Source organism: Roseburia yibonii (assembly GCF_014297335.1).
Classification (GTDB): Bacteria; Bacillota; Clostridia; order Lachnospirales; family Lachnospiraceae; genus Roseburia_D; species Roseburia_D yibonii.
The window spans coordinates 27,661-52,098 of record NZ_JACOQH010000006.1; the positions used below are offsets into that span (position 1 = coordinate 27,661).

Annotated in this window: 26 protein-coding genes; 23 read left to right on the forward strand and 3 right to left on the reverse strand. The window is 48.2% G+C overall.

The window, feature by feature from the left end; translation table 11 throughout:
• Window position 1 precedes the first annotated feature (1 nt).
• From H8Z76_RS09115 to H8Z76_RS09140, 6 genes are all read left to right on the forward strand, one after another.
• Window positions 2-595, forward strand: coding sequence for a nucleoside recognition domain protein (locus tag H8Z76_RS09115; protein WP_022515117.1), 594 nt, complete (start codon window positions 2-4; stop codon window positions 593-595).
• A 93-nt stretch (window positions 596-688) separates the two neighbouring features.
• On the forward strand, window positions 689-1,573 hold the full coding sequence (locus H8Z76_RS09120) for a HipA domain-containing protein (RefSeq protein WP_147619379.1): 885 nt from the start codon (window positions 689-691) through the stop codon (window positions 1,571-1,573).
• A complete protein-coding gene (locus H8Z76_RS09125) occupies window positions 1,563-2,255 on the forward strand; it encodes an HIRAN domain-containing protein (protein WP_147619380.1) in 693 nt (230 codons plus the stop codon). Before H8Z76_RS09120 ends, H8Z76_RS09125 begins: the two co-directional genes overlap by 11 nt.
• A 223-nt stretch (window positions 2,256-2,478) precedes the next feature.
• Entirely contained in the window at window positions 2,479-2,940 is a 462-nt protein-coding gene (locus tag H8Z76_RS09130; RefSeq protein ID WP_022515118.1) for a DUF2798 domain-containing protein, read from the forward strand.
• A 119-nt stretch (window positions 2,941-3,059) separates the two neighbouring features.
• Window positions 3,060-3,854: an alpha/beta fold hydrolase gene (locus H8Z76_RS09135; protein ID WP_147619381.1), complete on the forward strand. Its 795-nt coding sequence runs from the start codon at window positions 3,060-3,062 to the stop codon at window positions 3,852-3,854.
• Complete coding sequence (locus H8Z76_RS09140) at window positions 3,851-4,318, forward strand: HD domain-containing protein (RefSeq protein WP_147619382.1); 468 nt, start codon at window positions 3,851-3,853, stop codon at window positions 4,316-4,318. The genes H8Z76_RS09135 and H8Z76_RS09140 overlap by 4 nt, the downstream gene beginning before the upstream one ends.
• Here the strand turns inward: H8Z76_RS09140 and H8Z76_RS09145 are convergent.
• Entirely contained in the window at window positions 4,299-5,441 is a 1,143-nt protein-coding gene (locus H8Z76_RS09145; RefSeq protein WP_186982291.1) for a glycerate kinase family protein, read from the reverse strand. The genes H8Z76_RS09140 and H8Z76_RS09145 overlap by 20 nt on opposite strands.
• Window positions 5,442-5,598: 157 nt before the next feature.
• Between H8Z76_RS09145 and H8Z76_RS09150 the strand changes: the two genes are divergently transcribed.
• Complete coding sequence (locus H8Z76_RS09150; RefSeq protein WP_186982292.1) at window positions 5,599-5,907, forward strand: type II toxin-antitoxin system RelB/DinJ family antitoxin; 309 nt, start codon at window positions 5,599-5,601, stop codon at window positions 5,905-5,907.
• Window positions 5,904-6,233 (forward strand): type II toxin-antitoxin system RelE/ParE family toxin, encoded by a 330-nt coding sequence (locus H8Z76_RS09155; protein WP_186982293.1) that lies wholly within the window; start codon window positions 5,904-5,906, stop codon window positions 6,231-6,233. The genes H8Z76_RS09150 and H8Z76_RS09155 overlap by 4 nt, the downstream gene beginning before the upstream one ends.
• Window positions 6,234-6,358: 125 nt before the next feature.
• Here the strand turns inward: H8Z76_RS09155 and H8Z76_RS09160 are convergent, their stop codons facing one another.
• Together H8Z76_RS09160 and H8Z76_RS09165 are read right to left on the reverse strand one after the other, a co-directional pair.
• Window positions 6,359-6,958: a cytidylate kinase-like family protein gene (locus tag H8Z76_RS09160; protein WP_186982294.1), complete on the reverse strand. Its 600-nt coding sequence runs from the start codon at window positions 6,956-6,958 to the stop codon at window positions 6,359-6,361.
• Between the two features lie 14 nt (window positions 6,959-6,972).
• Window positions 6,973-8,334, reverse strand: a complete 1,362-nt coding sequence (locus H8Z76_RS09165) for an aspartate aminotransferase family protein (protein ID WP_186982295.1) — start codon at window positions 8,332-8,334, stop codon at window positions 6,973-6,975.
• Between the two features lie 154 nt (window positions 8,335-8,488).
• Here H8Z76_RS09165 and H8Z76_RS09170 point away from each other — a divergent pair, with 154 nt between their 5' ends.
• The 15 genes from H8Z76_RS09170 (at window position 8,489) to H8Z76_RS09240 (ending at window position 24,425) form a co-directional block, all read left to right on the forward strand.
• Complete coding sequence (locus tag H8Z76_RS09170) at window positions 8,489-9,328, forward strand: MurR/RpiR family transcriptional regulator (protein WP_186982296.1); 840 nt, start codon at window positions 8,489-8,491, stop codon at window positions 9,326-9,328.
• Window positions 9,329-9,490: 162 nt separating this feature from the next.
• Window positions 9,491-10,357, forward strand: a complete 867-nt coding sequence (locus H8Z76_RS09175; protein ID WP_186982297.1) for a transporter substrate-binding domain-containing protein — start codon at window positions 9,491-9,493, stop codon at window positions 10,355-10,357.
• 43 nt (window positions 10,358-10,400) lie between these two features.
• Window positions 10,401-11,051 (forward strand): amino acid ABC transporter permease, encoded by a 651-nt coding sequence (locus H8Z76_RS09180; RefSeq protein ID WP_186982298.1) that lies wholly within the window; start codon window positions 10,401-10,403, stop codon window positions 11,049-11,051.
• Window positions 11,051-11,785, forward strand: coding sequence for an amino acid ABC transporter ATP-binding protein (locus H8Z76_RS09185; protein ID WP_207723122.1), 735 nt, complete (start codon window positions 11,051-11,053; stop codon window positions 11,783-11,785). Before H8Z76_RS09180 ends, H8Z76_RS09185 begins: the two co-directional genes overlap by 1 nt.
• A gap of 20 nt (window positions 11,786-11,805) precedes the next feature.
• A complete protein-coding gene (locus H8Z76_RS09190) occupies window positions 11,806-12,588 on the forward strand; it encodes a nitrilase-related carbon-nitrogen hydrolase (protein WP_186982299.1) in 783 nt (260 codons plus the stop codon).
• Window positions 12,589-12,689: 101 nt separating this feature from the next.
• Window positions 12,690-13,421 (forward strand): precorrin-3B C(17)-methyltransferase, encoded by a 732-nt coding sequence (cobJ, locus tag H8Z76_RS09195; RefSeq protein WP_186982300.1) that lies wholly within the window; start codon window positions 12,690-12,692, stop codon window positions 13,419-13,421.
• Window positions 13,418-15,481, forward strand: coding sequence for a precorrin-6A reductase (gene cobK / locus H8Z76_RS09200; RefSeq protein WP_186982301.1), 2,064 nt, complete (start codon window positions 13,418-13,420; stop codon window positions 15,479-15,481). The genes cobJ and cobK overlap by 4 nt, the downstream gene beginning before the upstream one ends.
• Window positions 15,482-15,528: 47 nt before the next feature.
• Window positions 15,529-16,929: a cobyrinate a,c-diamide synthase gene (locus H8Z76_RS09205; protein ID WP_243240508.1), complete on the forward strand. Its 1,401-nt coding sequence runs from the start codon at window positions 15,529-15,531 to the stop codon at window positions 16,927-16,929.
• A 97-nt stretch (window positions 16,930-17,026) separates the two neighbouring features.
• Window positions 17,027-17,845 carry a Cof-type HAD-IIB family hydrolase gene (locus H8Z76_RS09210; RefSeq protein ID WP_186982302.1) on the forward strand — a complete coding sequence of 273 codons (819 nt, stop codon included), beginning with the start codon at window positions 17,027-17,029 and terminating at the stop codon, window positions 17,843-17,845.
• A gap of 13 nt (window positions 17,846-17,858) precedes the next feature.
• Window positions 17,859-18,725: a 16S rRNA (adenine(1518)-N(6)/adenine(1519)-N(6))-dimethyltransferase RsmA gene (rsmA, locus tag H8Z76_RS09215; RefSeq protein WP_186982303.1), complete on the forward strand. Its 867-nt coding sequence runs from the start codon at window positions 17,859-17,861 to the stop codon at window positions 18,723-18,725.
• 67 nt (window positions 18,726-18,792) lie between these two features.
• Window positions 18,793-19,689 carry a SpoIID/LytB domain-containing protein gene (locus tag H8Z76_RS09220; protein WP_186982304.1) on the forward strand — a complete coding sequence of 299 codons (897 nt, stop codon included), beginning with the start codon at window positions 18,793-18,795 and terminating at the stop codon, window positions 19,687-19,689.
• Window positions 19,690-19,745: 56 nt separating this feature from the next.
• On the forward strand, window positions 19,746-20,507 hold the full coding sequence (locus H8Z76_RS09225; protein WP_022515750.1) for a M23 family metallopeptidase: 762 nt from the start codon (window positions 19,746-19,748) through the stop codon (window positions 20,505-20,507).
• Between the two features lie 78 nt (window positions 20,508-20,585).
• Window positions 20,586-22,238, forward strand: a complete 1,653-nt coding sequence (locus H8Z76_RS09230) for a GGDEF domain-containing protein (RefSeq protein WP_186982305.1) — start codon at window positions 20,586-20,588, stop codon at window positions 22,236-22,238.
• A 181-nt stretch (window positions 22,239-22,419) separates the two neighbouring features.
• Window positions 22,420-22,725: a GIY-YIG nuclease family protein gene (locus H8Z76_RS09235; RefSeq protein WP_022515748.1), complete on the forward strand. Its 306-nt coding sequence runs from the start codon at window positions 22,420-22,422 to the stop codon at window positions 22,723-22,725.
• A gap of 110 nt (window positions 22,726-22,835) precedes the next feature.
• A complete protein-coding gene (locus tag H8Z76_RS09240; RefSeq protein WP_022515747.1) occupies window positions 22,836-24,425 on the forward strand; it encodes a DEAD/DEAH box helicase in 1,590 nt (529 codons plus the stop codon).
• Window positions 24,426-24,438 lie beyond the last annotated feature (13 nt).

The following is a 24,438-nucleotide window of genomic DNA, read 5'->3' on the forward strand; positions in this document are numbered from 1 at the left end:
TATGCTGAATTATCTGTGGGGATTCATGATACTGACCGGTATCATTTACGCGGCGTTAAGCGGCACGCTCCCGTCCGTCACCGATGCGGCGTTAAGCTCGGCAAAAGAAGCGGTCGCGCTCGGGATCACGATGGTTGGAGTCATGTCTTTCTGGGTCGGCCTCATGCGGATCGCGGAGGAGGCGGGCATCATTGAGAATGCGGCAAAACGTCTCATGCCCTATCTGCGTTTTCTGTTTCCGGGGATTCCGAAAGGACATAAGGCATTTCAGTACATAGCGACCAATTTTATCGCGAATGTCTTCGGGCTTGGCTGGGCGGCAACACCGGCGGGGTTAAAGGCGATGGAAGAGCTCCGGGGACTTCAGAATGGAAAGAAGAAAAGCGGAAACGGCGTGGCGTCAAAGGAGATGTGTACTTTTTTGATCTTAAACATATCTTCGTTGCAGCTCATTCCGGTAAACATCATTGCGTACCGCAGCCAGTACGGAAGCGGAAATCCGGCGGCGATCGTCGGACCTGGTATGGTGGCGACCATAGCGAGCACCGTGGCGGCAGTCATTTTTTGCAAGGTGATGGAGAAAAAGGCAAATTGACCAAAGAACCGATATTTGATATATTTATCACATAGAGGGGCAAAGAGAAGAAAGAGGTAACACTTTTATACAAGGATGAGGGGATGTATTGAAATGAAGGATTTTTCGTTTTGGACAGAATACGAAGGAGCATCAGAAGGTAGCGGTAGAAGTGAAAAGATTTGGTTGATGAATCCGGATACGGAACAGGTTGGTTTGTTTAAATTTAAAAAAGATGTTGCAACGACAGATCATGTCTCAGAATGTATTGCGTGTGATTTGGCACAGTTATTAAACATTCCATGTGCAAAATTCGAACTGGGAACTTATAAAGGGAGAGAAGGATCTATGAGTTATAATATTGTGGATCGGAGGGGCATGGTTCTGATTGAGGGCATTTACTGTATCAGTACGATATACCGTAGTTTTGACGCAGACCGGCTTATAGATGTGGAAACAGGTGATAGGTATTCAATAGAAATGATAAAAACAGCATTGGAAACATTACATTTGTTTGAGGATTTTCTGCCGGTTTTAATATTTGATTTTCTGATAGGAAATACGGATAGGCATCAGAGTAACTGGGCATTAATACTGGAACAAGGAAATATGAAATTGAGCCCTTTGTATGATAACAGTTCATCTCTTTGTGCGTATGTAAAAGAAGAAAAGGTATCGCAGTATTTAGGAAAAGATAGATTAATGTGGAAATCGCTGATAGAAACAAAATCAAGATCAATTATAAGAATTTCTTGCAAAGATCAAAAGCAACCAACACATTTGGAAGTCCTGCGGTATCTAAAAGATAACTATTATTTGCAAACAAAAGATTTTGCAAAAATGACAGTAACTACTGTGACAGAAACAGCGGTTTGTGATATATTAAATAAATATGGAGAAATCTTATCTCCAAAACGGCAGGAATTGATAAAACGATATTTGTTGTCAAAGGTTCAGCTGTTGGAAACAGTTTATAAGGAGGGAGAAGATGTCAGCTAAAGATGGAAAGGATTATCTCTATCTGATCTGGAAATCCGAGAGATCTAGGAAACAGTATATTGTGGGGCAGTTAATAAAAAATGGCGGATATAAATTTCAATATGGTGAAGAAATTGAAGAAGCAGTTGATGACGGATTTTCGCTCTTACTTTGCTTCCCAGATAAAAACATATCCTATGAAGATAATAAATTATTTCCGATTTTTGCAAGTCGTCTGCCGGATAGAAAAAGGAAAAATATAAAGGATATTTTAAAAAAGTATGGGATGCAGGAATACGATGAATATACATTGTTGAAACGCAGTGGTGCAAGACTACCAATTGACAATCTTGAATTTATAGACCCCATTTTAAGTACAGAAGAAGACCATATTTCACGGAGTTTTTTTATGGCAGGAACTAGACATTATATAGGCTGTCAAGGAGAAGACTGTTCAAATGCAATAACAGTTACTAGAGGAGACGAAGTTTTTCTGCAAAAGGATATTGGAAATAAATTTGACGTTTATGCGATAAAGATTGTGGATCTGGAAGGAACATTACTTGGATATATTCCACGTTATTATAGCAAGGGAGTTTCGGAATTACTAGACCAGGGAAAAAATGTACAGTGTCATATTTCTAATGTAGATAAAAGCAGTAATTGCAATGAATGTGTGAAGATTATTATGAAAATAGGTTAAATTGACCAAAGAACCGTTCGATCATACGCGGCTGTTCTACACGTTTGTAGAAAAAGAAAAAAGGGCTTACGCGCGCGGAAGATCTGCGCTATAATGACCTACGAAATAAAAAATTACATAATGGCTCAGATGAAAATGGTAGTGAGATTATACGCATATAATCAAATGAAAGTTATAAATTTGCGTAGGTCTCACTATTTTTTGTGCCAGAAGAGGAGGAAAAATGCCAAAGACAAAATTTCAGGATGTTATTTTTACGATTATGATGGTACTTGTGATGGTATACGCGATGGTGGTATACAATATTTCCATGGACATGGGCGGAGTGACTGGAAAAGCATTTGTGCTCGCGTTCGGTGAACTGTGGCTTATGGGGCTTGTCGCATTTGTGCTTGAAATGTTTCTTGCAGGCCCGCTCGCAAAGAAGCTCGCGTTCCGCTTTGTGACACCGGGCGAGGATAAGCTGATCTTCGTGATCCTTGCGATCTCTGCGATGACGGTCTGTGTGATGTGCCCGATGATGAGCTTTGTGGCGACCGCGCTTTTTAAAGGAGTGAATGCGTCCCTGATCCCGAACTGGATCCAGACCACGGCGCTCAATTTCCCGATGGCGCTCTGCTGGCAGATCTTTTTTGCAGGCCCGTTGGTGCGCATGATCTTTGGAAAGATGTTCCCGGAAAAGTAAAAATATGCTATGATGACAGAGATGACAGGAAGCAGAGATCCTTATCATCTCTGTTTTTTTATGGAAACGGAAAAACAGCCTGGAAAAGAGCATGGCGTGTGCAAAAGAGGGAGAGACGCATGGAAGAACGGAAACTGGAAAAATCACCGATCGTATATTATATAAGCGGCGGCGAAAAACGGGAGTGGATCCTGTTTTTGCATGCGGCGTTTGTCGATCACAATATGTTTGCGCGGCAGGTGGAAGATTTCGGAGGGCAGTATAATATTCTTCTTTTGGATATCATCGGACATGGACAGTCGCGGAAAACGAAAAAAGGCGACGGCATCGAGAAGATGTCTGTCTGGATCCGGGAAATACTGGATGCGGAAAAGATCGAAAAGATACATCTGGTCGGGATCTCGCTTGGGGCGGTGCTTGCACAGGATTTTGCGAACTATTACCCGGAGTATGTAAGTTCCCTCGCCTGTTTTGGCGGCTATAATATCAATAATTTTGATATGACCATGCAAAAGGAAAACGCGGGAGAACAGATGCGCATGATGCTCCGGGCGCTCGTCTCGGTCAGATGGTTCGCGAAAGAGAATAAGAAGGTATCCGCGTACACGAAAGAGGCGCAGGACGCGTTTTACGAGATGAACAGTCATTTTCCGAAAAGTTCCTTCCGCTATCTTGCAGGGCTCGGACACATGGTCAATGTGCATCCGAAAAGGGAGCGAAACTATCCGCTCATCATCGGGTGTGGGGAATATGATATCCCGATGGAGAAACAGGCGGTCTGGAACTGGAAGGCGGATGAACCGCAGGGGGAAGTGGTGATTTTAAAGGGAGCCGGCCATTGCGTCAACATGGATGTGCCGGAGGAGTTTCATGCAGTGCTGGAGCGGTTCTATGGGAATGAGGTGGTCAGATGACAAAGAAGCTGCCGGCGGAGAAGGAAGCGTTTTTTAAACAGGAGTTGGAAAAGGTGTGTAAAAATTCGAGGATGCTCGAATCGGGCAGATATATGCAGCACGGCTGTACGAGTGTTTTCCGGCACAGTGTCTCGGTTGCCCATTACAGCTTTTATCTTGCGTGGAAAATGCATATTCCGGTCGATGAGAAAGCGTTGATCCGCGGAGCGCTGCTCCATGATCATTTCTTGTATGACTGGCATGAAAAGGATGATTCCCACAAATGGCATGGATTTCATCACGCGAGAAAAGCGCTTGAAAACGCGCTCGAAGATTTTAAACTGAACGAGATCGAGCGTGATATCATCGCATGCCATATGTTTCCGTTAAATATCAGACCGCCAAAGTACCGGGAGAGCTGGCTGGTCTGCTATGCGGATAAGGTCTGCTCCGGGCTTGAGACGGTTAAACGGAAAAAGTCCTGATCAGCCGGAAGACCTGTTCTACAGTGTCGCAGAGATTTTCTGCGGCATTTTTTTTATTCATGGCATCCGCTAAAGAGACTGCGCCCCGCTGGATCGGGAAAAAGGCGTCGATCCCTGCCGCATTGCAGGTGTAAGCCTCTTGGGTGACACAGCCGGAAAAGGCAATGACCGGTTTGCCGAAGGATTTTGCAATCCCTGCCACGCCGATCGGAGCCTTTCCCATGACGGTCTGCCCGTCCAGACATCCTTCGCCGGTGATCACGATATCAGCCTTTTTGATGTGGTCGGACAGATGCGTTTCATCCAGGACGATCTGGATTCCGGATTCCAGGGTCGCGTTTAAAAAGGTGAGGAACGCGAAGCCGAGACCGCCGGCAGCGCCTGCGCCTGCATGACATGGATCGGCTTTTGGGTATTTCTTCCCGGCGAGCGCAGCATAGCCGGAGAGCCAGTGATCCATCTGGTCGATCATCGTGGGAGTAGCGCCTTTCTGCGGCCCGAACACGGCACTGCATCCATGTTCGCCGCAGAGCGGATTGGTCACATCACAGGCAACGCGGAAGGTGCATTCCGAAAGCTCCGGGAGAACGTTATCATCGGTGATCGTACAAAGGTCGGCGAGACCGGAGGCACCGAGGCGGATCTGTCTGCCGTTTTTGTCCAGAAATCCGAATCCAAGTGCCTGAAGCATGCCAATCCCGCCATCGTTGGTGGCGCTTCCGCCGATCCCGACGACGAAATGTCTGCATCCGCGTCCTACCGCATCCCGGATGACCTCGCCGACACCGTAGGTTGTTGTGGCAAGCGGATTTCGCTCGTTCGAGGAGATCAACGTGATCCCGGCGGCACCGGACATTTCGATGATCGCGGTTTGGCTTTCTTCGAGAATGCCGTAGCGGCAGGAGACCGGTTTCCCCAGCGGGCCGGTAACGGTAACCTCGGTGAATATTCCGCCGCATCCGGCGGTGAGGGCTTCTACCGTTCCTTCGCCTCCGTCCGCAAGAGGGCAGACCGCAACTTCGGCGTCCGGATGGACCTTCTTTATTCCGTCAGCGGCGCTTTTGCCTGCTTCCATGGATGTCAGGCTTCCTTTGAAAGAATCGATTGCGATAACAACGTTCATTTTGTGTATGCTCCTTTGGATGAATAGATGAGATTATTATAGCAGAGTATGCGCAGAATGAGTACTGGTTGGTTGAAAAATCGGTATTGCTATTGTATGGACATTTGCATATAATAAAAATATAAGGAAATACTATTTTCGAAAGGAGAGATGATCCATGGCTACGAAATCAGCAAATTTATATGCAAGAATTGAACCGGATGTCAAAGAAAAAGCAGAAAATATTCTGGCGAAGCTTGGTATCCCGGCATCCAGTGCTATCAATATGTTTTATAAACAGATCATTTTGCAGAGAGGACTTCCGTTTGAAGTAAAACTCCCATCTGCAAGACCGGTTGATATCAGCACATTATCCGAGGCAGAGTTTCATGAAGAATTGGAGAAAGGATATGCGGATATGCAGACTGGACAGACAAAAAATGCGAAAAGAGCCTTTGCTGACATTCGTAAAGACTATGGCTTATGATATATGAAGTAGAAGTATCTGAGCAGGCTGACAGTGATTTAAGAGGGATTTTTGAATATATTGCTTTTGAATTGCAATCACCGGAAAATGCAAGCGGACAGCTTGAACGTTTGGAAAAACATATATTAAGTCTGGATACCATGCCGGAGCGGCATCGGAGATATACAAAAGAACCGTGGAAAAGCCGCGGTCTTCGTGTATTACCTGTAGATAATTATGCAGTGTTTTATATTCCGGATACAGATACAAAAGTGGTAACAATTCTTAGGATTATGTATGTTGGTCGGGATGTTGACAATCCGTTAAATTTATATACAGAACAATGAGCTTATACGTTTTAAGGCAGTCTTTTCATGCTTAAATTCAAATGATTGCGTACAAGGAAAGTCCATGTTATGGCACATAGAAGAAGGGAGCCGGAAAATTTCCGGCTCCCTTTTGTCGTTTTTTATTATCGTATGCTGAGTCTTTGTTTTACAAGATCCACGAGATAGGCGGCGGTGCCGTCGATACCGAGGAAGCTGCTGTTGATCATGATGTCATTGTGGTTGAAATCACTCGGAAGATATCTGGCGAAATGCATGTGATAGGCATCTCTTGCCTTGTCAACGTCGGTGATCATCTTTTTCGCGTGATCCGGGGACATGTGCAGATTTTCCACGCAGTTTTTAAAACGGACATCCTTCGGCGCGTAAATGAAGACGCGAATCAGGGAAGGATGGTTGCGCAGAATGTAGTCTGAGCAGCGGCCGACAATGATGCAGTTCTCGCGATCCGCAAGGTTTGAGATGATGCGCCGCTGTGCTTCAAAAATATCCTGCTGCATGGCGGTGGTGCCGTTTCCGAGCGGGAACTTCATGCTGAAGTAGTTTGATTTCGCGGTTTCTTCCTCATCGCTTACCACGGAGACCGGCAGATCCATCTCTTTTGCGACACTGTCTACAATGTCACGGTCATAGTATTCAATATCAAGCATTTCAGACATTTTCCGGGCGATCGGACGTCCGAGACTGCCGAACTGGCGGTTGATGGTAATGACATAATTGTTCATAAAACCCCTCCTTTTTAAATGCGTTTGAATGCTTTCTCATAGGCTTCGAGCGTAAAGTCAATGACTTCATCCGTGTGCGCGGTACACATGTTGTAGCGGTTGCACGGTTTGTTGTAGATACCCTCCAAAAGCAGTGCGTAATCGAGTTTTTTGCGCAGTGCGAAGTCAGATTTCTGCAGGTCACGGTAGGTCTTGATGTCGGAGAGTTCAGTGACTGCGATGTTGAACATGGAACCGAGTCCCGGAGTCAGGATGTGGATCCCGTGTGCGGCATAGATGTCGCGGATGCCGTTCTTTAAGCGTTCGGTACGTTTTAAGAGACCGTCAAACTCATGCTCAAGAATGCCGATCGTGGTAAGTCCGGCGTTTAAGATCATCGGATGACCATTATAGGTTCCACTGTGATAAAGAATATCCGCAGCGGAGCGGGTGTTGGAATTGTCGAGGATGTCGGAGCCCTGCGGAGCCGCCATGCTCATGATGTCCTTACGTCCGCCGACGATGCCGACAGGGAAACCGGCGCCGATGACTTTGCCGAGTGCGGTGAGATCCGGCTTTACATCATAATACTGCTGTGCGCCGCCGAGCGTAATGCGGAAACCGGTCTTTACCTCATCCATGATCATAAGGATGCCGAGCTTTTTGGTGAGGGCACGGATCCCGGTCATAAATTCTTTGGTAGCCGGAATGGTTCCGCTGAACAATGGCTCCATGATGATCGCGGCAACTTCATCCTGATGCTTGGTCAGGATCTCCGTACATGCTTCAAGATCATTGAAAGGAAGTACGATCGTATCATCAAGCATGCGGTCGGAAATTCCCTTTGATTCCGGAAGCGGAGTCGGATGTGTGGGATCACCGGCTTTGCTTACATCCGGGTTTACGCTGACTAATACTTCGTTATAGCCGCCGTGGTAGTGGCCTTCAAATTTTGCGAGTTTGTATTTTCCGGTGTAGGCGAAAGCAGTACGGATACATAAAAGCGTTGCCTCGGTACCGGAGTTTGTATAACGTAACATTTCGATCGAAGGAAAATGTTTCTTGATCTTTTTTGCAAAGATATCTTCGAGTTCATGCGGGGTACCATAGAGCATGGTTCCGTGTTTCGCGAAATAATCCTGGATGGAATCAAGCACTTCCTTTCGCTCATGACCGAGGATGAGCGGACCGTAGGAAAGAACGTAGTCTACATATTTGTGGTCATCAAGATCGGTAAGCCATGCACCGTGTCCTTCTTTCATAAATAATGGGAAGGGCGCGAAAAATTTTACGTTTGCGGTGATCCCGCCCGGGATATCGCTGCATGCGTTGTCAAACGCCTTTTTGGATGACGGGTTTTTGGTGGCGTATTCTTCTTTTAATTCTTCTAGTGTCATAACGATCGCTCCTTTGCTCTGTTTTTATGGTCATTATATTTCTCACTTTTTCAAATGTCAATATATTTTTCATAAAAATTAAAAATGAAAAATACTTTATCATTTTAAAAATCTGTGGTAAGATAGAGAAGAAGAAAAAAAGGAGGAGTCGCCTATGATAAAAGAAACGATTGCAGATAATTATGAAAAAATGAGTAAAACACAAAAGAAGATCGCAAATTTTGTACTTCAGAATATAACCGCGGTTTCTTATTATAATATCCAGCAGCTCGCGGAAGCGGTGGGAACGAGTGAGGCAAGTATATTAAGATTTTGCACCTTCCTTGGTCATAAGGGATTTCCGGAGTTTAAAAACGAGGTGCAGAAGGCGGCGAAGGAACAGCTGACGATGAAAGACCGACTTGAGATCTCACGCAAGGCATATGATGAGAAGGAAGCGGGGATCGCGGAGATCTTCAGACAGGACATTAACCGCATTGAGCATACGCTCGACCAGTTAGACATGGATATGTTTTTTGAAATCTGCCAGAAGATCATACTGGCAAAAAAGATCTATATCCTTGCGGCGCGAAGCGCGTCGGCGCTCGGACAGTTCTTTCAGTATTATCTTAATATGACACTCGGAAATGTCGAGCTGATCACAAGCCTTGACTGCCATGCGGACAGGCTTTGTGATGTGTCGGGTGAGGATGTTGTGATCGGGATCACGTTCAGCCGGTATTCCAAAGTGACGGAAGAAATGTTTTCCTATGCGAGAGAGCGCGGCGCGGTCACGGTCGCAATCACGGACTCGGCGGTTTCACCGATCGTAAAGGACGCGGCATACTGCTTTCTGACAGAAACAGCCATGCCAAGTTACATTGATTCGTTCACGGCACCGCTCACGCTGATCAATGCAATCCTCGTGGAGATCGGAAGAAACCGCAGCATAGAGCTTACAAACCGCATCGGCAAGCTGGATGCGTTCAGCAGCCGCTTTCAGTTGTTTGAATAAATAATGAGCAACAGAATAAAAAATGAAAAAAAAATTACATTTTGTATTGACAAATGGTTTTAAAGAGGCTATGATAATCACATCAGAACAAACTACAAAGGCGTAGGTGCAAAGAGCATCTGCGCCTTATTTTATTACTAAGAGGATGAAGGAGGAATTCTTATGAAAAAGAGAATGATTGGAATGTTATTAACAGCGGCACTTGGAGTAACCTGTCTGGCAGGATGCGGCAGCAGTACAGACAACAGCGCAGCGAAGGAGACGACAGATACAGCAAAAGAAACATCGGAAGCAGCAGATACCCAGGCAGATACGACAGCAGCGGTAACCGGTGGAGATTACAAAGATTCACTGGCAGGAAAGAAGCTGACGGTCGGATGTGATACAAGTTTCGTTCCGTTCTGCTTCCCGGATGACAGCAACACTTATGTAGGATTTGATATTGATATGCTCGCGGCACTCAGCGATTATCTTGGATTTGAATATGATTTACAGCCGATGGATTTCACCGCATTGCTGATGTCGGTACAGACCAATAAGCTGGATATGGCGATGGCGGGAATCACGATCACCGATGAACGCGCACAGGTGATGGATATCTCAGATCCTTATTATGACGCAGGTCTTCAGATCTTTGTCAAAGATGACAATGAGGACATCACACAGATCTCCGATCTCGAAGGAAAGAAGATTGCGTTAAAAGAGGGAACCGCATCGATCGATTATGTAAATGAGAACGTAAAAGACTGTACGGTAACAACATTCCCGAATATCGAAAGTGCTTACCTTGAGGTACAGAGAGGAGCGGCGGATGCAGTCGTTTATGACGCACCGAATATGAAATATTATCTGTCACAGAATCCGGACAGCGGATGCAAGGTAGAGGGCAATCTGATGGATGGCTGCCAGTACGGTATCATGTTACAGAAAGGTTCGGATTACACCGAATATATCGACGCGGCGCTTGAGGCATTTAAAGAAGACGGAACCTACGACGCGATCTATGAAAAATGGTTCGGTGAAGAATAAAAAAATGCGCGGATAGCAGAGAAAGAGACAGGGAGGACATAGTATGGATATGCAGTGGATCTACACAATAAATGTAATTCCGACTCTGATGAAAGGCTTAAAAATAACAATGCTGATAGCAGTCGTGGGAATACTGATGGGATTTATCATAGGTCTTCTCGTTGGTCTGATTCGAGCTGGAAAACACAATGTATTATATCGGATCGCGGGTGTTTATATCGCGATCATCCGGGGAACGCCGCTTATGGTTCAGGCATTGTACCTGTATTTCGCGATTCCGATGCTGTTTCAGTTTGATGTATCGGCGCTGACTGCAGGTATTGCGGCGATCGGACTCAATTCCGGCGCGTATATCGCGGAGATCGTCCGTGGGGCGATCCAGTCGATCGATGCTGGACAGAATGAAGCGGGTGTGTGTCTGGGGCTCAGCAAGTTCCAGATCACGACCAGTATCATTCTGCCGCAGGCATTAAAGATCATGCTGCCGAGTTTGTGTAACCAGTTCATCATCAGTGTAAAGGATACTTCGATCCTCACAGTCATCGGTGTGGCGGAGATGACGCATCAGGCAACACAGGCGGTATCGTCCACGTTCCGGACGGTTGAGATCTATACCTCACTGGCATTGCTTTACTTCGTATTAAATACCATCCTGTCATTTGCACTGTCAAAGCTTGAAAGGAGGATGAAATAATGGGAGAGACGATTTTAACGGTAAAAAACCTTTCAAAATCTTTTGGAGAACTGGAAGTGTTAAAAGATATCAATATGGAGATCAAGGAAGGGGAAGTGATCAGCGTGATCGGACCTTCCGGCTCCGGAAAAAGCACGTTTCTGCGCTGCATCAACCTGTTAGAGACACCAAACAGCGGAACTATTACCTATGAGGGCCAGGTGGTGAATGAACCGGCTTATGATAAGAGAAAGCTGCACCAGGAGGTCGGTATGGTGTTTCAGAAATTCAACCTGTTTCCGCACAAAACGGTTCTGGAAAATATCATGCTCGCGCCGACCAAATTAAAACGTGGAACGAAAGAAGAATTAAAGGCGCAGGCGTTGGAACTGCTGGATAAGGTCGGACTGAAAAGCAAGGCGGACGAATTTCCGGGAAATCTCTCCGGCGGACAGCAGCAGCGTGTCGCGATCGCGCGGGCGCTGGCGATGAAACCGAGAGTCCTTCTTTTTGACGAGCCGACATCAGCGCTTGACCCGGAACTGGTCGGTGAAGTGTTAAAAGTCATGCAGGATCTGGCAGAGGAAGGCATGACGATGGTCGTAGTCACACATGAAATGGGATTTGCGCGCGAAGTATCCAACCACCTGATCTTTATGGAGGGCGGCTATATCGTGGAAGAGGGAGATCCGAAAGAGATCTTCGCGAATCCGAAAAACGCGAGAACAAAGAAATTTTTATCAAGCGTATTATAGATAAAGGCAGGAGGATATCAATGAAAGCAGGACTGATACAGATACATTCCATTCCGACGGAGGTCGAAAAGAATGTGGAACATGGAATAGAGATGTTTAAAGACGCGGTGGAAAAGGGAGCGGATCTTGTCGTTTTCCCGGAACTCTGGACCTGCGGCTATTATCTGGAAACGTTTGATTTCCTTGCCGCGGTAAAGGAAAATGATAAGATCTTAGAGAAATTCCAGGCACTTGCGAAGGAGACACATACCGTGACGGTACTGCCGCTTCCGCAGAAAAAGGGAGAGGATCTTTATATCGGCTTATATGTGATCGAAAGTGACGGGCGCATTCTTGCGGAATATCAGAAATCATTTCTGTGGGGCAGAGAGCAGAACTATTTTGTGCATGGAAAAAGAGCGTATGAACCGTTAGAAACGTCGGTCGGGAAGATCGGAACACTCATCTGTTACGATATTGAATTTCCGGAGCCGAGCCGCATCCTTGCGTTAAAAGGAGCCGAGATCATCCTTGTGCCTTCGGTCTGGAGCATTCCGGCAATGAACCGCTGGCATATCCAGCTTCCGGCGCGTGCATTGGACGATACCGTCTTTGTGATGGGGATCAACAATATCGAGGAGGGAGCCGGCGGATGCTCCAAAGTGGTCTCTCCGATGGGAGAGGTACTCGCGCAGGCGTCAGACAGCAGTGAGGAAGTGCTGGTCTGCGAGATCGATATGGACGAGATCGCGCGTGTAAGAGAAAAAATCCCATACTTAAAAGAATATGACAAAAATCTTGCTCCGGCGCCGGAACTGCGGTAAGGCATCGGAACAGTCGTTTTCATGGGAATCTGGATGTTTCGGAAAAATTTAAGCAAAACTATGGTATAATGTGCGTATGGAATAAATAAAGGAGCGGACAGATGAAGCATAATATTTATATCGTAGGGATGGGACCGGGCGCGGAGGAGCAGATGACCGGACAGGCGATCGCCGCGCTGGAAGAAAGCGATGTGATCGTGGGTTATCCGGTGTACTTAAAGCTGCTTGGCGAGCGTTTTAAAGAGAAAGAATTATTATCGACACCGATGAAGCAGGAGATCGAGCGCTGCAAGCTGTGTTTTGAAAACGCCATGGCGGGAAAACAGGTGGCGCTTGTATGCAGCGGAGATGCGGGCGTGTATGGGCTGGCATCGCTGATGTATGAGATCGGAGCCGGATATCCGGACTGCGAACTTACCGTGATCCCCGGGATCACAGCGGCAAACAGCGGGGCAGCGAGACTTGGCGCGCCGCTCAATCACGATTTCTGCGTCATCAGTCTGAGTGATCTTCTGACACCGTGGGAACAGATCGAAAAGCGTCTTATCGCGGCGGCACAGGGAGATTTCGCGATCGCGATCTACAATCCGTCAAGCCATAAGCGTGCGGATTATCTGAAGCGCGCCTGCGACATTCTCCTGCCGCATATGGAGGAGACGCGCGCCTGCGGTTATGTGGAAAATATCGGGCGTGAGGGCGAGAAGATTTCGGTGTGTACCCTAAAAGAACTGCGGGAACGCGAGGTCAACATGTTTACAACGGTCTATATCGGCAATTCACAGTCACAGATCATGGATGGAAAACTGGTGACAAAGCGGGGATACCGCCTATGAAAAAGGTGCTGATCTTTTCCGGGACGACCGAAGGCAGAAAACTGGCAATGGCGCTTTCCGGGGCAAAAATCGAGGCAGTGGTCTGCGTGGCGACCGAGTATGGAAAAGAAGTGATGCCGGAGCTTTGCGGCATTACGGTGCGTCAGGGCAGAATGAATACAGAGGAAATGTGTGGGCTTATGGAAAGCGGCGCGTTTCTTGCGGTCGTGGATGCGACACATCCGTTTGCAACGGAGGTTTCCAAAAATATAAAAGGCAGTGCGCGCGAAAGTGGGCTGCCTTATTTTCGGTTAAAGCGGGAAACCAAAGGAGCCGCGGTTCCCGCGTTGGATGGAGGGGAGCGTGAGCTCTGGTTTTCGGACAGCCACGCATGCGCGAAGGCATTGCAGGAAGAGATAAAAAATGGCGGAACGGGAAACGTCCTGCTTACGACCGGAAGCAAGGAACTTTCCGTCTACTGTGTGGATCCGGAATTAAAAAAGAGACTTTATGTGCGGGTGCTGCCGGGGATGGAAAGCCTTGCGCTCTGCAAAAAGGAAGAACTGGAAGGCAGACAGATCCTTGCGCTGCAGGGGCCTTTTTCAGAGGAAATGAATCTGGCGTTTATCCATGCGTATGATATCCGCTATCTGGTCACAAAAGAGAGTGGGATCACGGGTGGATTCCAGGAAAAAGCAGAGGCGGCAGCGCATGCCGGGATCACACTCTGCGTGATCGGAAACCCGGAGAAAGAGCCGGGGATGACATTTCTTGCGGTATGCCGCAAGCTGGAAGAACTGACGGGAGTATCGATCCCGGTTAAAAACAGAATGGATATTGTGCTTGCGGGAGCGGGCATGGGAGAAATGGGAACGCGCACCGTGGAGACGCAGGATGCCATGGAAAAGGCGGATTATCTCTTTGGCGCGAAGCGGCTGCTCGCCGGACTTCATGCGAAAAAAGAAACGCTTCCGTATTATCTGGCAGAAGACATCATCCCGGTGCTTTCCGATGCGCTGGATCAGGCGGCGGGAGAGACCGTGCGCGCAGTCATCCTTTTTTCCGGTGACAGCGGATTTTACAGCGGATGTGAAAAGCTGTATCAGAAGCTGACTGCGTGGAAGAAAGAGAGAACGGAAGAAATCTCAATCCGCATACAGCCCGGGATCTCGTCGGTGTCCTGTTTTGCGGCTGCCTGCGGCATGAACTGGCAGGACGCCAAGATACTGAGCATTCATGGAAAAGGCGGCAGGGATGTATGGGAAGCGGAAGTGGCAGAGGCTGTGCGCTGCCATGAAAAAACGATCCTCTTAGTCTCCGGAGCAAAAGACATCCGGCAGATCGGAGCGGTATTAAAGGAGGCAGGTCTTTCTGACTGTACGGTAAAAGTCGGCTACCAGCTCTCTTATCCGGAACAGAAGATCGACACGCTCACGCCGGAAGCGTGTGAACAGGTGACGGAGGAAGGGCTCTATATCTGCGCGGTGCAGAATGCTTCCTGTGCGGATCGATACCTTGCGCCGGAAAAGGCGGATGATATGTTTATCCGAGGAAAAGTACCGATGACAAAAGAGGAAGTGCGTGAAGTCGCGATATGCAAGCTCCATCTGACGGAAAACTCCGTGGTCTATGATATCGGAAGCGGAACCGGCTCGATTGCAGTGGAGGCAGCCGCACGTTCCGCAAAGCTCCGCGTCTTTGCAGTGGAACAAAAGGAAGAAGCCGTGGCGCTGATCGAACAGAACCGGGCAAAATTTCATTTAAAAAATATCACGGTCGTTCACGGAAAAGCGCCGGACGCATTAAAAGAACTGCCGGTGCCGACCCATGCGTTTATCGGCGGCAGCAGTGGAAACCTGCGTGAGATCATAAACGTATTAAGAGAAAAAAATCCGCATATCCGCATTGTCATCACTGCGATCAGTCTGGAGACCGTTTCGGAGATCACAGCACTCCTAAAAGAAACGGAGGTCACACAGTCGGAGGTCGTGGCACTGCAGGTGAGCCGCGCGAAAGTCGTCGGGAACTACCATCTGATGCAGGCGGAAAATCCGGTGTATTTATGTACGATGCAGATGTAGGGTGGAATTTTTACAAAAATCCACTGGATGTAAAAGAAAGAGGTTTTATGAGAAAAGAAAACGTTAGAACACTGAATCCGCCAAGGATCCTGATCGCCGCGGCGAAGAGCGGCAGTGGAAAGACCACGCTTACCTGCGCGCTTTTGGAAGCGTTAAAAAGCAGGGGGCTTTCCGTGCGCGCGTTTAAGTGCGGGCCGGATTACATCGACCCGATGTTCCACCAGAAAGTGATCGGTGTGCCATCAAGGAATCTGGACACTTTTTTCTCGGATGAAAACGGGGTGCGCGAGCTTTTTGCGGCAGGTGAAGCAACCTGTGACATTTCCATCGTGGAAGGCGTGATGGGACTTTATGACGGACTTGGCGGCATTAAGGCGGAGGGGAGTGCCTATGATCTCGCGTGTACGTTAAAAATGCCGGTCGTTCTGATCGTGGATGCCCACGGTATGGGGCGTTCCCTGCTTCCGCTCATAGCCGGATTCTTGCATTATGATGTGGAAAAATGGATCTGCGGTGTCATTCTAAACCGCGTGTCGGAGAGCTTTTATCAGACGATCGCGCCGGTGATCGAGGAAGAATTAAACGTCCCGGTGTGTGGATTTTTCCCGAATGTGAAAGATCTAAAGATCGAGAGCCGCCATCTTGGGCTTAAAATGCCACAGGAGATCGCCGATTTAAAGGCGCAGACAAAGCGGGCGGGCGAACTTTTTTCGGAGCACATTTCTTTAGAAAAGATCCTTGCCGCAGCGCGGGAAAAAACAGAGGCGTTTCCGGTTCGCGAAGCCAAAAGGGAAAAGGCAAAGCAGGCGGTAAGGATCGGGATCGCAAAAGACGCGGCATTCTGTTTTTATTATGAGGACAACCTGCGGCTGCTGGAGGAATACGGGGCGGAGTTCATCCCGTTTTCCCCGCTTTCAGACGAAAAACTGCCGGAGGGGATCGCGGGACTGATCCTGGGCGGCGGCTATCCGGAGCTTTTCGCGGCGGATCTGGAAAAAAATGCGGCAATGCGAAAGGCGGTTCAAAACGCCGTGGAAAAAAAGATGCCCGTGATCGCGGAATGTGGAGGGTTTATGTATCTGCACAGCGCACTGGTCGATGAAAATGGCGTTTCCCATGCGATGTGCGGTGTCCTGCCAAAAGAATGTGTATACAAGGGAAAGCTCGTGCGGTTCGGCTATGTGGAAGTCCGGGAAAGACAGCCGCATTTTCTAAATGAGGGCGCGCGTATCCTCGGTCATGAATTTCATTATTACGACAGTGAGGATAATGGAGCGGACTGTGTGGCGAAAAAGCCGGTTTCCGGCAAAAGCTGGGACTGTGTGCATGAGACGGACACCTGCTATATGGGCTTCCCACATCTGTACTATCCGTCCAACCCGGCGTTTGCGCGGCATTTTGTGGAGGCGGCGGCGCAGTACGAAAAACAGGATGCGCGCGGGAAATGATTCCTTTTCGCCGCAGAGTATGATATATTTACTTACATGGTAAAATATGAAATAAAATCAGGTATAAAATAAGGAAATTCCGAAAGAGAGAAAAAATATGGCTTATCAGATTATAGTGCTGGATTTGGACGGAACACTGACCAATTCAAAAAAAGAGATCACACTGAAAACAAAAGAAGCGCTGATGCGGATCCAGAAAGAGGGAAAGACCGTAGTGCTTGCGAGCGGAAGACCGACACCCGGCGTACTGCCGCTGGCGGAGGAGCTTGAGCTGGAAAAATACGGCGGATATATCCTTTCTTTTAACGGCGCAAAGATCATCAACTGCAGGACAAAAGAAGTCGTTTACAATAAGACCGTTCCGGAAGAGTATGTAAAGCATCTCTATGATTACGCGGTAAAAATGAATATCGGTATCTTATCCTACACGGAATCCGGGATCGTGCTCGGAAATGGAAAAGATAAATACAACGAGCTTGAGGCAAGGATCAACCATCTGCCGATGCAGGAGGTTCACAATTTTGTGGAGTACATTGATTTCCCGGAAAACAAATTCTTAATGACCGGGGAACCGAAACAGATCTTTGACGCACAGAAAGAGCTGCGGGAACAGTTTGGCGCGCGGCTCAATATTTTCCGTTCCGAACCGTTTTTCCTTGAGATCATGCCGCCGGAGATCGACAAGGCATACTCCCTTGGAAAGCTGCTCGCGTTTCTCGGCGAGGACAAGTCCCACATGATCTGTTGTGGCGACGGATTTAACGATCTCTCCATGATCCGGTTCGCCGGGCTTGGCGTGGCAATGGAAAATGCGCAAAAAGAGGTAAAAGAAGCGGCAGACTTTATCACCTATTCCAATGATGAGGACGGCGTCTGTCACGTTGTGAACAAATTTATGCTTGGTATAGAAGAATAAGGAAGGAAAACGTATGGCAACACTTGGGATTCCGCAGAATACGATAGAGGTTCTGCAGAAATATCATTTTAATTTTCAGAAAAAATTTGGACAGAACTTTCTGATCGATACGCATGTACTCGAAAAGATCATTGCGGCGGCAGATGTGACAAAGGATGATTTTGTCCTTGAGATCGGACCGGGGATCGGCACGATGACACAGTATCTGTGTGAGCACGCGCGGGCAGTGGCGGCAGTGGAGATCGACAAAAACCTGATCCCGATCCTCGGCGATACGCTGGGGGCGTATGACAATGTGGAGATCATAAACCAGGATATTTTAAAGGTAGATATTAGAAAACTGGCAGATGAGAAAAATGGAGGCAGACCGATCAAGGTCGTTGCGAATCTTCCTTATTATATCACGACGCCGATCATCATGGGACTGTTTGAAAGCCATGTGCCGATCGATTCCATCACCGTCATGGTGCAAAAGGAAGTGGCAGACCGCATGCAGGTCGGACCGGGCACCAAGGACTATGGCGCGCTTTCGCTGGCAGTGCAGTATTACGCCGCACCGGAGATCGTTGCGATCGTACCGCCAAACTGCTTTATGCCGCGCCCGAAGGTCGGTTCCGCGGTCATCCGTCTGACCAGACACAAGGAGCTGCCGGTACAGGTGGAGGACGAAAAGCTGATGTTCCGTATTATCCGCGCGTCGTTCAACCAGCGCAGAAAAACGCTCGCGAACGGACTGAAAAATTCCGGGGAGCTCACGCTTTCCAAAGAAGTGATCGAAGAGAGTATCACAGAGCTTGGCGTTCCGGTCACGATCCGCGGCGAAGCGCTCTCACTCGCACAGTTCGCCGAACTGAGCAATATCATCTTAAAGAAAATGTAATTTGGCAGAGCGACAGCATAAAAACAGATCCCATGCATAAAATAAACGGACAAGGTGGGATCATAAAGTGAAAGAAAAAATAAAAATCATGCTGTCGCTCGTAATCTTTTTATTTCTGTTTCCCTATATCGTGACCGTGTTTTTTCAGGGGACACCGGTTGCGGGGGAGTCGGTCTATGAGACAGCTACCGAGACTGCGGTGATGGCACAGGGCAGTATGCCAAAGGAACGGGAACAGCTGATCGCCATTCTGGCAAAAGAGATCCATGTAGACAGCGAGCGCGAGGCAATCCGTGCGCAGGCAGTGATCGCGCGCGCAAATTATGACTATGCCGTGGCGGCGGGCAGAGAGCCGGAGGGCGGACTTTCCGTCCAGGAGATGATGGCGGCGTTCGGCGAGAAAAACTTTGCCACGGATTATCAGATCCTTGCGGATGCAGTGGATGACACGGCAGATATCACGGTATCATACGGCGGCAATACCACGCTGATGCTGCCCTACCATGCAGTCAGCGCGGGAAAGACAAGGACGGCGGGAGAACTTCCTTATCTGACCGGGGTGGACAGTCAGGCGGATCTTCCGTCGGAAGATTATCTGAAAGTGATTTATTTTGAAAAAACAGAATTTCTGGCACAATTAGAGCAGATATTTCCGGATGCGGCATTTCAGGAGACGGATCCGGTCTCACAGATCGCGATCGACGGCAGGGATGACGGCGGTTATGTGACCTCGGTGACAGTCTGCGGCACGATGGTATCCGGGGATGAGTTCCGGGACAGATTCGGGCTTGCCTCGGCGTGTTTTACGATCGCGGAAGTGGACGGACGGGTGCGTGTTGTCACGAAAGGTCTCGGACACGGCTACGGATTATCCCAGTGGGGAGCCAACGAACTCGCGAAGGACGGGAAGGACTGCGTGGAAATTTTAAAATATTATTTTCCAAATATCGAAATAACAGAATAAAAAGTAAAAATACGTCAACACTATACATAGAAAATAAGACTATGGATGGTGATGATATGAGAAAGGATAAATGGAGAAAATTTTTAAAACAGAAACAGTTTATGTTTGCGGCGGGGCTTATGGTCGTTGCGGCGGCGGGAATGACAGGAATTTACGTTTCGGAGCAGACGAATCGGAATGAGCAGTATGAGCAGAAGGCAGAGCCGGATGGCGAAAAATATGTGACAGAGGAAGAAACCGAAGTGGAACCGGCAGAGGATGTTTCCAATATCCTGCTTCCGGAAGTGAGTGAACCACAGACCGAGCAGGTCATGCCTTCCGTGGAAACGGACGTGGAGACGGAGTCTGTGGAAGAAGAGGCAGAGGCGGCGGTTCCGACCGGAACGACCACGGCAGAGTTAAATTTCTCGGAGAGCTCCGAACTGCTCTGGCCGCTTCAGGGAAATGTGATCATGAATTACAGTATGGATCAGACCGTCTATTACGCGACGCTCGATTCCTATCGTTACAATCCGGCGGTCATCATTGCCGGTGAGGTCAATGACAAGGTGACCTGCGCGGCTGACGGCATCATTACGGATATTTCCACAAACGAGGAGACCGGATGCACGGTAACGATGGATCTCGGCAACGGCTATTCCGCCGTTTACGGTCAGTTAAAAGAAGTTCCGTTCCATGCGGGCGCTTATGTGGAGGCGGGCGATGTGCTCGGCTATGTCAGTGAGCCGACCAAATACTATTCCGTTGAGGGCAGCAACCTTTATTTCGCGTTGCGCCACGGGGAAGAGACCATTGATCCGATCACGTTTTTTGAATAAAATTAGGTACAAACATTTTGATTTTCGAAAAATTATAGTATAATGAACGACATCAGGATATAGAATAAGGAGGGACATATGGAGTCACTCAGTCAGAACGGACAGGTGCAGGACTGGATCCGCAGCGCACTTGGAAACCGTGGGATTGATGCGGAAAAAACATTATACTATTGTAAAAATTTATATGAGTACGCAAGAAAGACCAAAGATGAAACATTACTCGGCTTCTCCGCCTATTACATGGGGGAAGCCTATTACATATTGAACAACGTGGACAAACTCTTTGAAAGTCTGTCTGTCGCGCTTGCGTATCTCGACCGGAGCGGACAGTGGGAGCTTCTTTCGCGCAGTTACAATCTGCTTGCGATCACATCCGCAAACCGTGGAAATGCGCCGCTTGCGATGGACTATTACTTAAGCGCGCTCTCCTATTGTGAAAAATATCACATGCAGGATGTCGGGATCATCGTGAATATGAACATCGGCACGCTCTACAACCGGCTCGGGGAGTACAGTCAGGCGCAGCAGTACTATGAGATTGGCTATCAGATACTTTGTAAGACGAAGATGTCACCGGAGTATTTCAGTTATCTTCTTACCTATTATATTGGGATCGGAAATACTTACCTGTACCGGGAGTTTCCGGAAAAAGCGGCGTATTACATCCAAAAAGCCGAGGAGGATTGCAAAGACAGACTCGGAAAGATCGAGGAGATCGCGCTTTGCTGCTTTAAGGCGCGCTGTTACAATTCCATGGGACACACAAAAAGCAGGGACGACTGCATTGAACAGATCCGTGGGATGATGGAGCAGCCGATGGAATTTCTCTCGGTGTTTGATGATCTTTACGCGTACTGTGAAATGCTTTTCCTGATCGGAAAGAGTGAGGATTTCCTCGCGGTGCTCTCTTCCATGGAGGAGCTTGCGACAAAAGCGGGGATCACCCATATCCGCAGACAGCTTCTGGCGTTAAAGATCCGTTATTACAAGGTAAAGGGTGAGACGGAGCATTACAAAGAGGCGGCGGCGCAATATTTTGAGCTGGCAGAACTGATGGAAAACGAAAACCGTTACACGGTGCTCAGCATGTTAAATATCCGAAAATCCTTAGAGGAGACGGCAAAACAGCGGAAAGCCATGGAAGAGCAGAACCGTATCTTGCAGAAACGCTCGGAGACGGATGCGCTGACCGGCATGTACAACCGTTTCCGGTTGAACGATTACGCGGAAGAGGCATTTCAGCGCGCAATGCGGGAGCGGACGCCGCTTGCCGTGGAGATTCTTGACATTGATTACTTTAAACAGTATAACGATCATTACGGACATCAGGCAGGGGACGACTGTATCCGTCATATCGCCGACTGCATCCGGGATCTGATGCGGCAAAGCGGTATCTTCGGTGCGCGTTACGGCGGGGACGAATTTATATTGATCTACGAGGGCTGCACCAGGGAAAAAGTACTGGAACTGGCGCTTCAGCTGCGGGAAAGCATTATAAATCTGAGACTGGAGCACAGCTGTTTCCCGGCGGCGGAGTATGTCACGATCTCACAGGGCATCTGTTTGGATGTCCCGCGCGAGGATGGAAAGATCTGGGATTTTTTACATACGGCGGATGGAATGCTGTATCAGGTGAAAAAGCAGCAGCGAAGCAACGTAAGCATCGGCGCTTTCGGAGAAAAAGAAGGAACGATCTACGGACAGGAACCGAAAAGCGATTCTTTCGTATAATATGGTAAGACGGGATTTAAAAATTCGCAATCGAATCTCTTTTTACCAGAAGAAGTACAACAGGAAAGATCAGGTTTAACTGCCGGTTTATCGATTGCTTTCTATAGAGCGGGATGGCAGATGCAATCCCGTGTACATAAAATCGTATGCCCGTATGTTTTATGAAGGTTTTGGAAAGTCTATGAAAGAAGAAATAAAAAATTATACCTATATGCTTTTGTGCGCGGACGGGACGTATTACACTGGATGGACGAATCAGATCCGCAAACGCATCCGGGCGCACAACAGTGGAAAGGGAGCCAAATACACGAAAGGCCGTGGGCCGCTAAAGCTGGTGTATCTGGAGATCTCGGATACGAAAGAGGCGGCAATGAAACGGGAGGCTGCCATAAAAAAGCTGACGCGGAGGGAAAAAGAGGCGCTGATACAGACGGAGGAATCCCTGGCGCTGGTGCGTCAGGTCACAGAAATACCGTTTGACAATTAAAGATACCTCTGCTATGATAGCAACGACATGTAGAGTTATGGGCTGTTGTGCAATCCTTGGTAACTTTGTAGATTGTATAGCAGCTTTTTTTGATGAAAGAAAGGAAATAAATGGAGACATTAAGGTTTGATGAATTGGAATTAAGCCCGCAGATTCTGCGCGGTATCAAAGATATGGGATTTGAAGAAGCATCTCCGATCCAGGCACAGGCGATCCCGGTTGTGTTAAGCGGCAGAGACGTGATCGGCCAGGCACAGACCGGAAGCGGAAAGACAGCCGCATTCGGGATCCCGATGCTTGAAAAAGTAGATCCGGACAATAAAAAGACACAGGTCATTATCCTTTCCCCGACCAGAGAGCTTGCGATCCAGGTGGCGGATGAGATCCGCAAATTGAGCAAATATATGCACGGGATCAAGATCCTCCCGGTATATGGCGGACAGGATATCACAAAGCAGATCCGTTCCTTAAAAGGCGGCGCACAGATCATCATCGGTACACCGGGGCGTGTCATGGATCATCTGCGCAGAAAAACGATCCGCTGTGAACATGTGCATACTGTTGTGCTGGATGAGGCGGATGAGATGTTAAACATGGGATTCCGTGAGGATATCGAGACGATCCTTTCCTATATCCCGGAGGAACGCCAGACGGTCTTATTTTCCGCAACCATGCCAAAGGCGATCCTTGATATCACAAAGAAATACCAGAAAGACGCAGTGACGATCAAGGTGGTAAAAAAGGAACTCACCGTTCCGAGCATCGATCAGTATTACTATGATGTAAAGCGCAAGGATAAGGTGGATGTGCTGACCAGACTGTTAGACTACTACGATCCGAAGCTTTCCATCGTATTCTGCAACACCAAGCGTATGGTAGATGAGCTCGCGAGCGAACTGCAGGGCAGGGGATATTTTGCGGAAGGACTGCACGGAGATATGAAGCAGTCCCAGAGAGACCGTGTCATGAACAGTTTCCGAAACGGCAAGACCGAGATCCTGATCGCGACGGACGTGGCGGCGCGTGGTATCGATGTTGACGATGTCGAGGCGGTATTCAACTTTGACATTCCGCAGGATGACGAGTACTATGTACACCGTATCGGCCGTACCGGACGTGCAGGCCGTACCGGACGCGCGTTTACGTTTGTGCGTGGAAAAGAAGTATACAAATTAAAGGATATCCAGCGCTACTGCAAGACCAAGATCCTTGCACAGCCGATCCCGACCAGCGAAGATGTCGCGCAGATCAAGATGGAAAAGATCATGGATAAGATCGAGCAGATCATTGATGAGGAAGATCTGACAGATATGATCAATCTGATCGATGAACAGGTCAATGAGTCGGATTATACTTCGATGGATATTGCGGCGGCATTCCTTAAAATGGCACTGGGCGAGGGCGACAGCAGCGAGGCGGATGACGCCAACTACAACTTTGGTGATACCGGCGCGGAAGACGGTATGGTACGTCTCTTTATCAATATCGGAAAGAAACAGAAGGTAAAACCGGGCGATATTTTGGGAGCGCTTGCAGGGGAATCTGGAATGCCGGGTAAACTGGTCGGCGCGATCGACATGTATGATAAATATACGTTCGTTGAAGTTCCGTGTGAATATGGAAAAGAAGTGCTTCAGGCGATGAAAAACGTAAAGATCAAAGGAAAATCGATCAGTATCGAACCGGCAAACAGCAAATAAGATACGGGGGGAA

Excerpts from the sequence above, each read along its gene's own strand:
- H8Z76_RS09240 (WP_022515747.1), top strand. The coding sequence starts at position 22,836 with ATGGAGACATTAAGGTTTGATGAATTGGAATTAAGCCCGCAGATTCTG.
- H8Z76_RS09235 (WP_022515748.1), top strand. The coding sequence starts at position 22,420 with ATGAAAGAAGAAATAAAAAATTATACCTATATGCTTTTGTGCGCGGAC.
- H8Z76_RS09165 (WP_186982295.1), bottom strand. The coding sequence starts at position 8,334 with ATGACACTAGAAGAATTAAAAGAAGAATACGCCACCAAAAACCCGTCA.
- H8Z76_RS09170 (WP_186982296.1), top strand. The coding sequence starts at position 8,489 with ATGATAAAAGAAACGATTGCAGATAATTATGAAAAAATGAGTAAAACA.
- cobJ (WP_186982300.1), top strand. The coding sequence starts at position 12,690 with ATGAAGCATAATATTTATATCGTAGGGATGGGACCGGGCGCGGAGGAG.
- H8Z76_RS09160 (WP_186982294.1), bottom strand. The coding sequence starts at position 6,958 with ATGAACAATTATGTCATTACCATCAACCGCCAGTTCGGCAGTCTCGGA.
- rsmA (WP_186982303.1), top strand. The coding sequence starts at position 17,859 with ATGGCAACACTTGGGATTCCGCAGAATACGATAGAGGTTCTGCAGAAA.
- H8Z76_RS09180 (WP_186982298.1), top strand. The coding sequence starts at position 10,401 with ATGGATATGCAGTGGATCTACACAATAAATGTAATTCCGACTCTGATG.
- H8Z76_RS09125 (WP_147619380.1), top strand. The coding sequence starts at position 1,563 with ATGTCAGCTAAAGATGGAAAGGATTATCTCTATCTGATCTGGAAATCC.
- H8Z76_RS09185 (WP_207723122.1), top strand. The coding sequence starts at position 11,051 with ATGGGAGAGACGATTTTAACGGTAAAAAACCTTTCAAAATCTTTTGGA.
- H8Z76_RS09225 (WP_022515750.1), top strand. The coding sequence starts at position 19,746 with ATGAGAAAGGATAAATGGAGAAAATTTTTAAAACAGAAACAGTTTATG.
- H8Z76_RS09155 (WP_186982293.1), top strand. The coding sequence starts at position 5,904 with ATGATATATGAAGTAGAAGTATCTGAGCAGGCTGACAGTGATTTAAGA.
- H8Z76_RS09150 (WP_186982292.1), top strand. The coding sequence starts at position 5,599 with ATGGCTACGAAATCAGCAAATTTATATGCAAGAATTGAACCGGATGTC.
- H8Z76_RS09135 (WP_147619381.1), top strand. The coding sequence starts at position 3,060 with ATGGAAGAACGGAAACTGGAAAAATCACCGATCGTATATTATATAAGC.
- H8Z76_RS09230 (WP_186982305.1), top strand. The coding sequence starts at position 20,586 with ATGGAGTCACTCAGTCAGAACGGACAGGTGCAGGACTGGATCCGCAGC.
- H8Z76_RS09190 (WP_186982299.1), top strand. The coding sequence starts at position 11,806 with ATGAAAGCAGGACTGATACAGATACATTCCATTCCGACGGAGGTCGAA.
- H8Z76_RS09175 (WP_186982297.1), top strand. The coding sequence starts at position 9,491 with ATGAAAAAGAGAATGATTGGAATGTTATTAACAGCGGCACTTGGAGTA.
- cobK (WP_186982301.1), top strand. The coding sequence starts at position 13,418 with ATGAAAAAGGTGCTGATCTTTTCCGGGACGACCGAAGGCAGAAAACTG.
- H8Z76_RS09120 (WP_147619379.1), top strand. The coding sequence starts at position 689 with ATGAAGGATTTTTCGTTTTGGACAGAATACGAAGGAGCATCAGAAGGT.
- H8Z76_RS09205 (WP_243240508.1), top strand. The coding sequence starts at position 15,529 with ATGAGAAAAGAAAACGTTAGAACACTGAATCCGCCAAGGATCCTGATC.
- H8Z76_RS09145 (WP_186982291.1), bottom strand. The coding sequence starts at position 5,441 with ATGAACGTTGTTATCGCAATCGATTCTTTCAAAGGAAGCCTGACATCC.
- H8Z76_RS09130 (WP_022515118.1), top strand. The coding sequence starts at position 2,479 with ATGCCAAAGACAAAATTTCAGGATGTTATTTTTACGATTATGATGGTA.
- H8Z76_RS09210 (WP_186982302.1), top strand. The coding sequence starts at position 17,027 with ATGGCTTATCAGATTATAGTGCTGGATTTGGACGGAACACTGACCAAT.
- H8Z76_RS09140 (WP_147619382.1), top strand. The coding sequence starts at position 3,851 with ATGACAAAGAAGCTGCCGGCGGAGAAGGAAGCGTTTTTTAAACAGGAG.
- H8Z76_RS09115 (WP_022515117.1), top strand. The coding sequence starts at position 2 with ATGCTGAATTATCTGTGGGGATTCATGATACTGACCGGTATCATTTAC.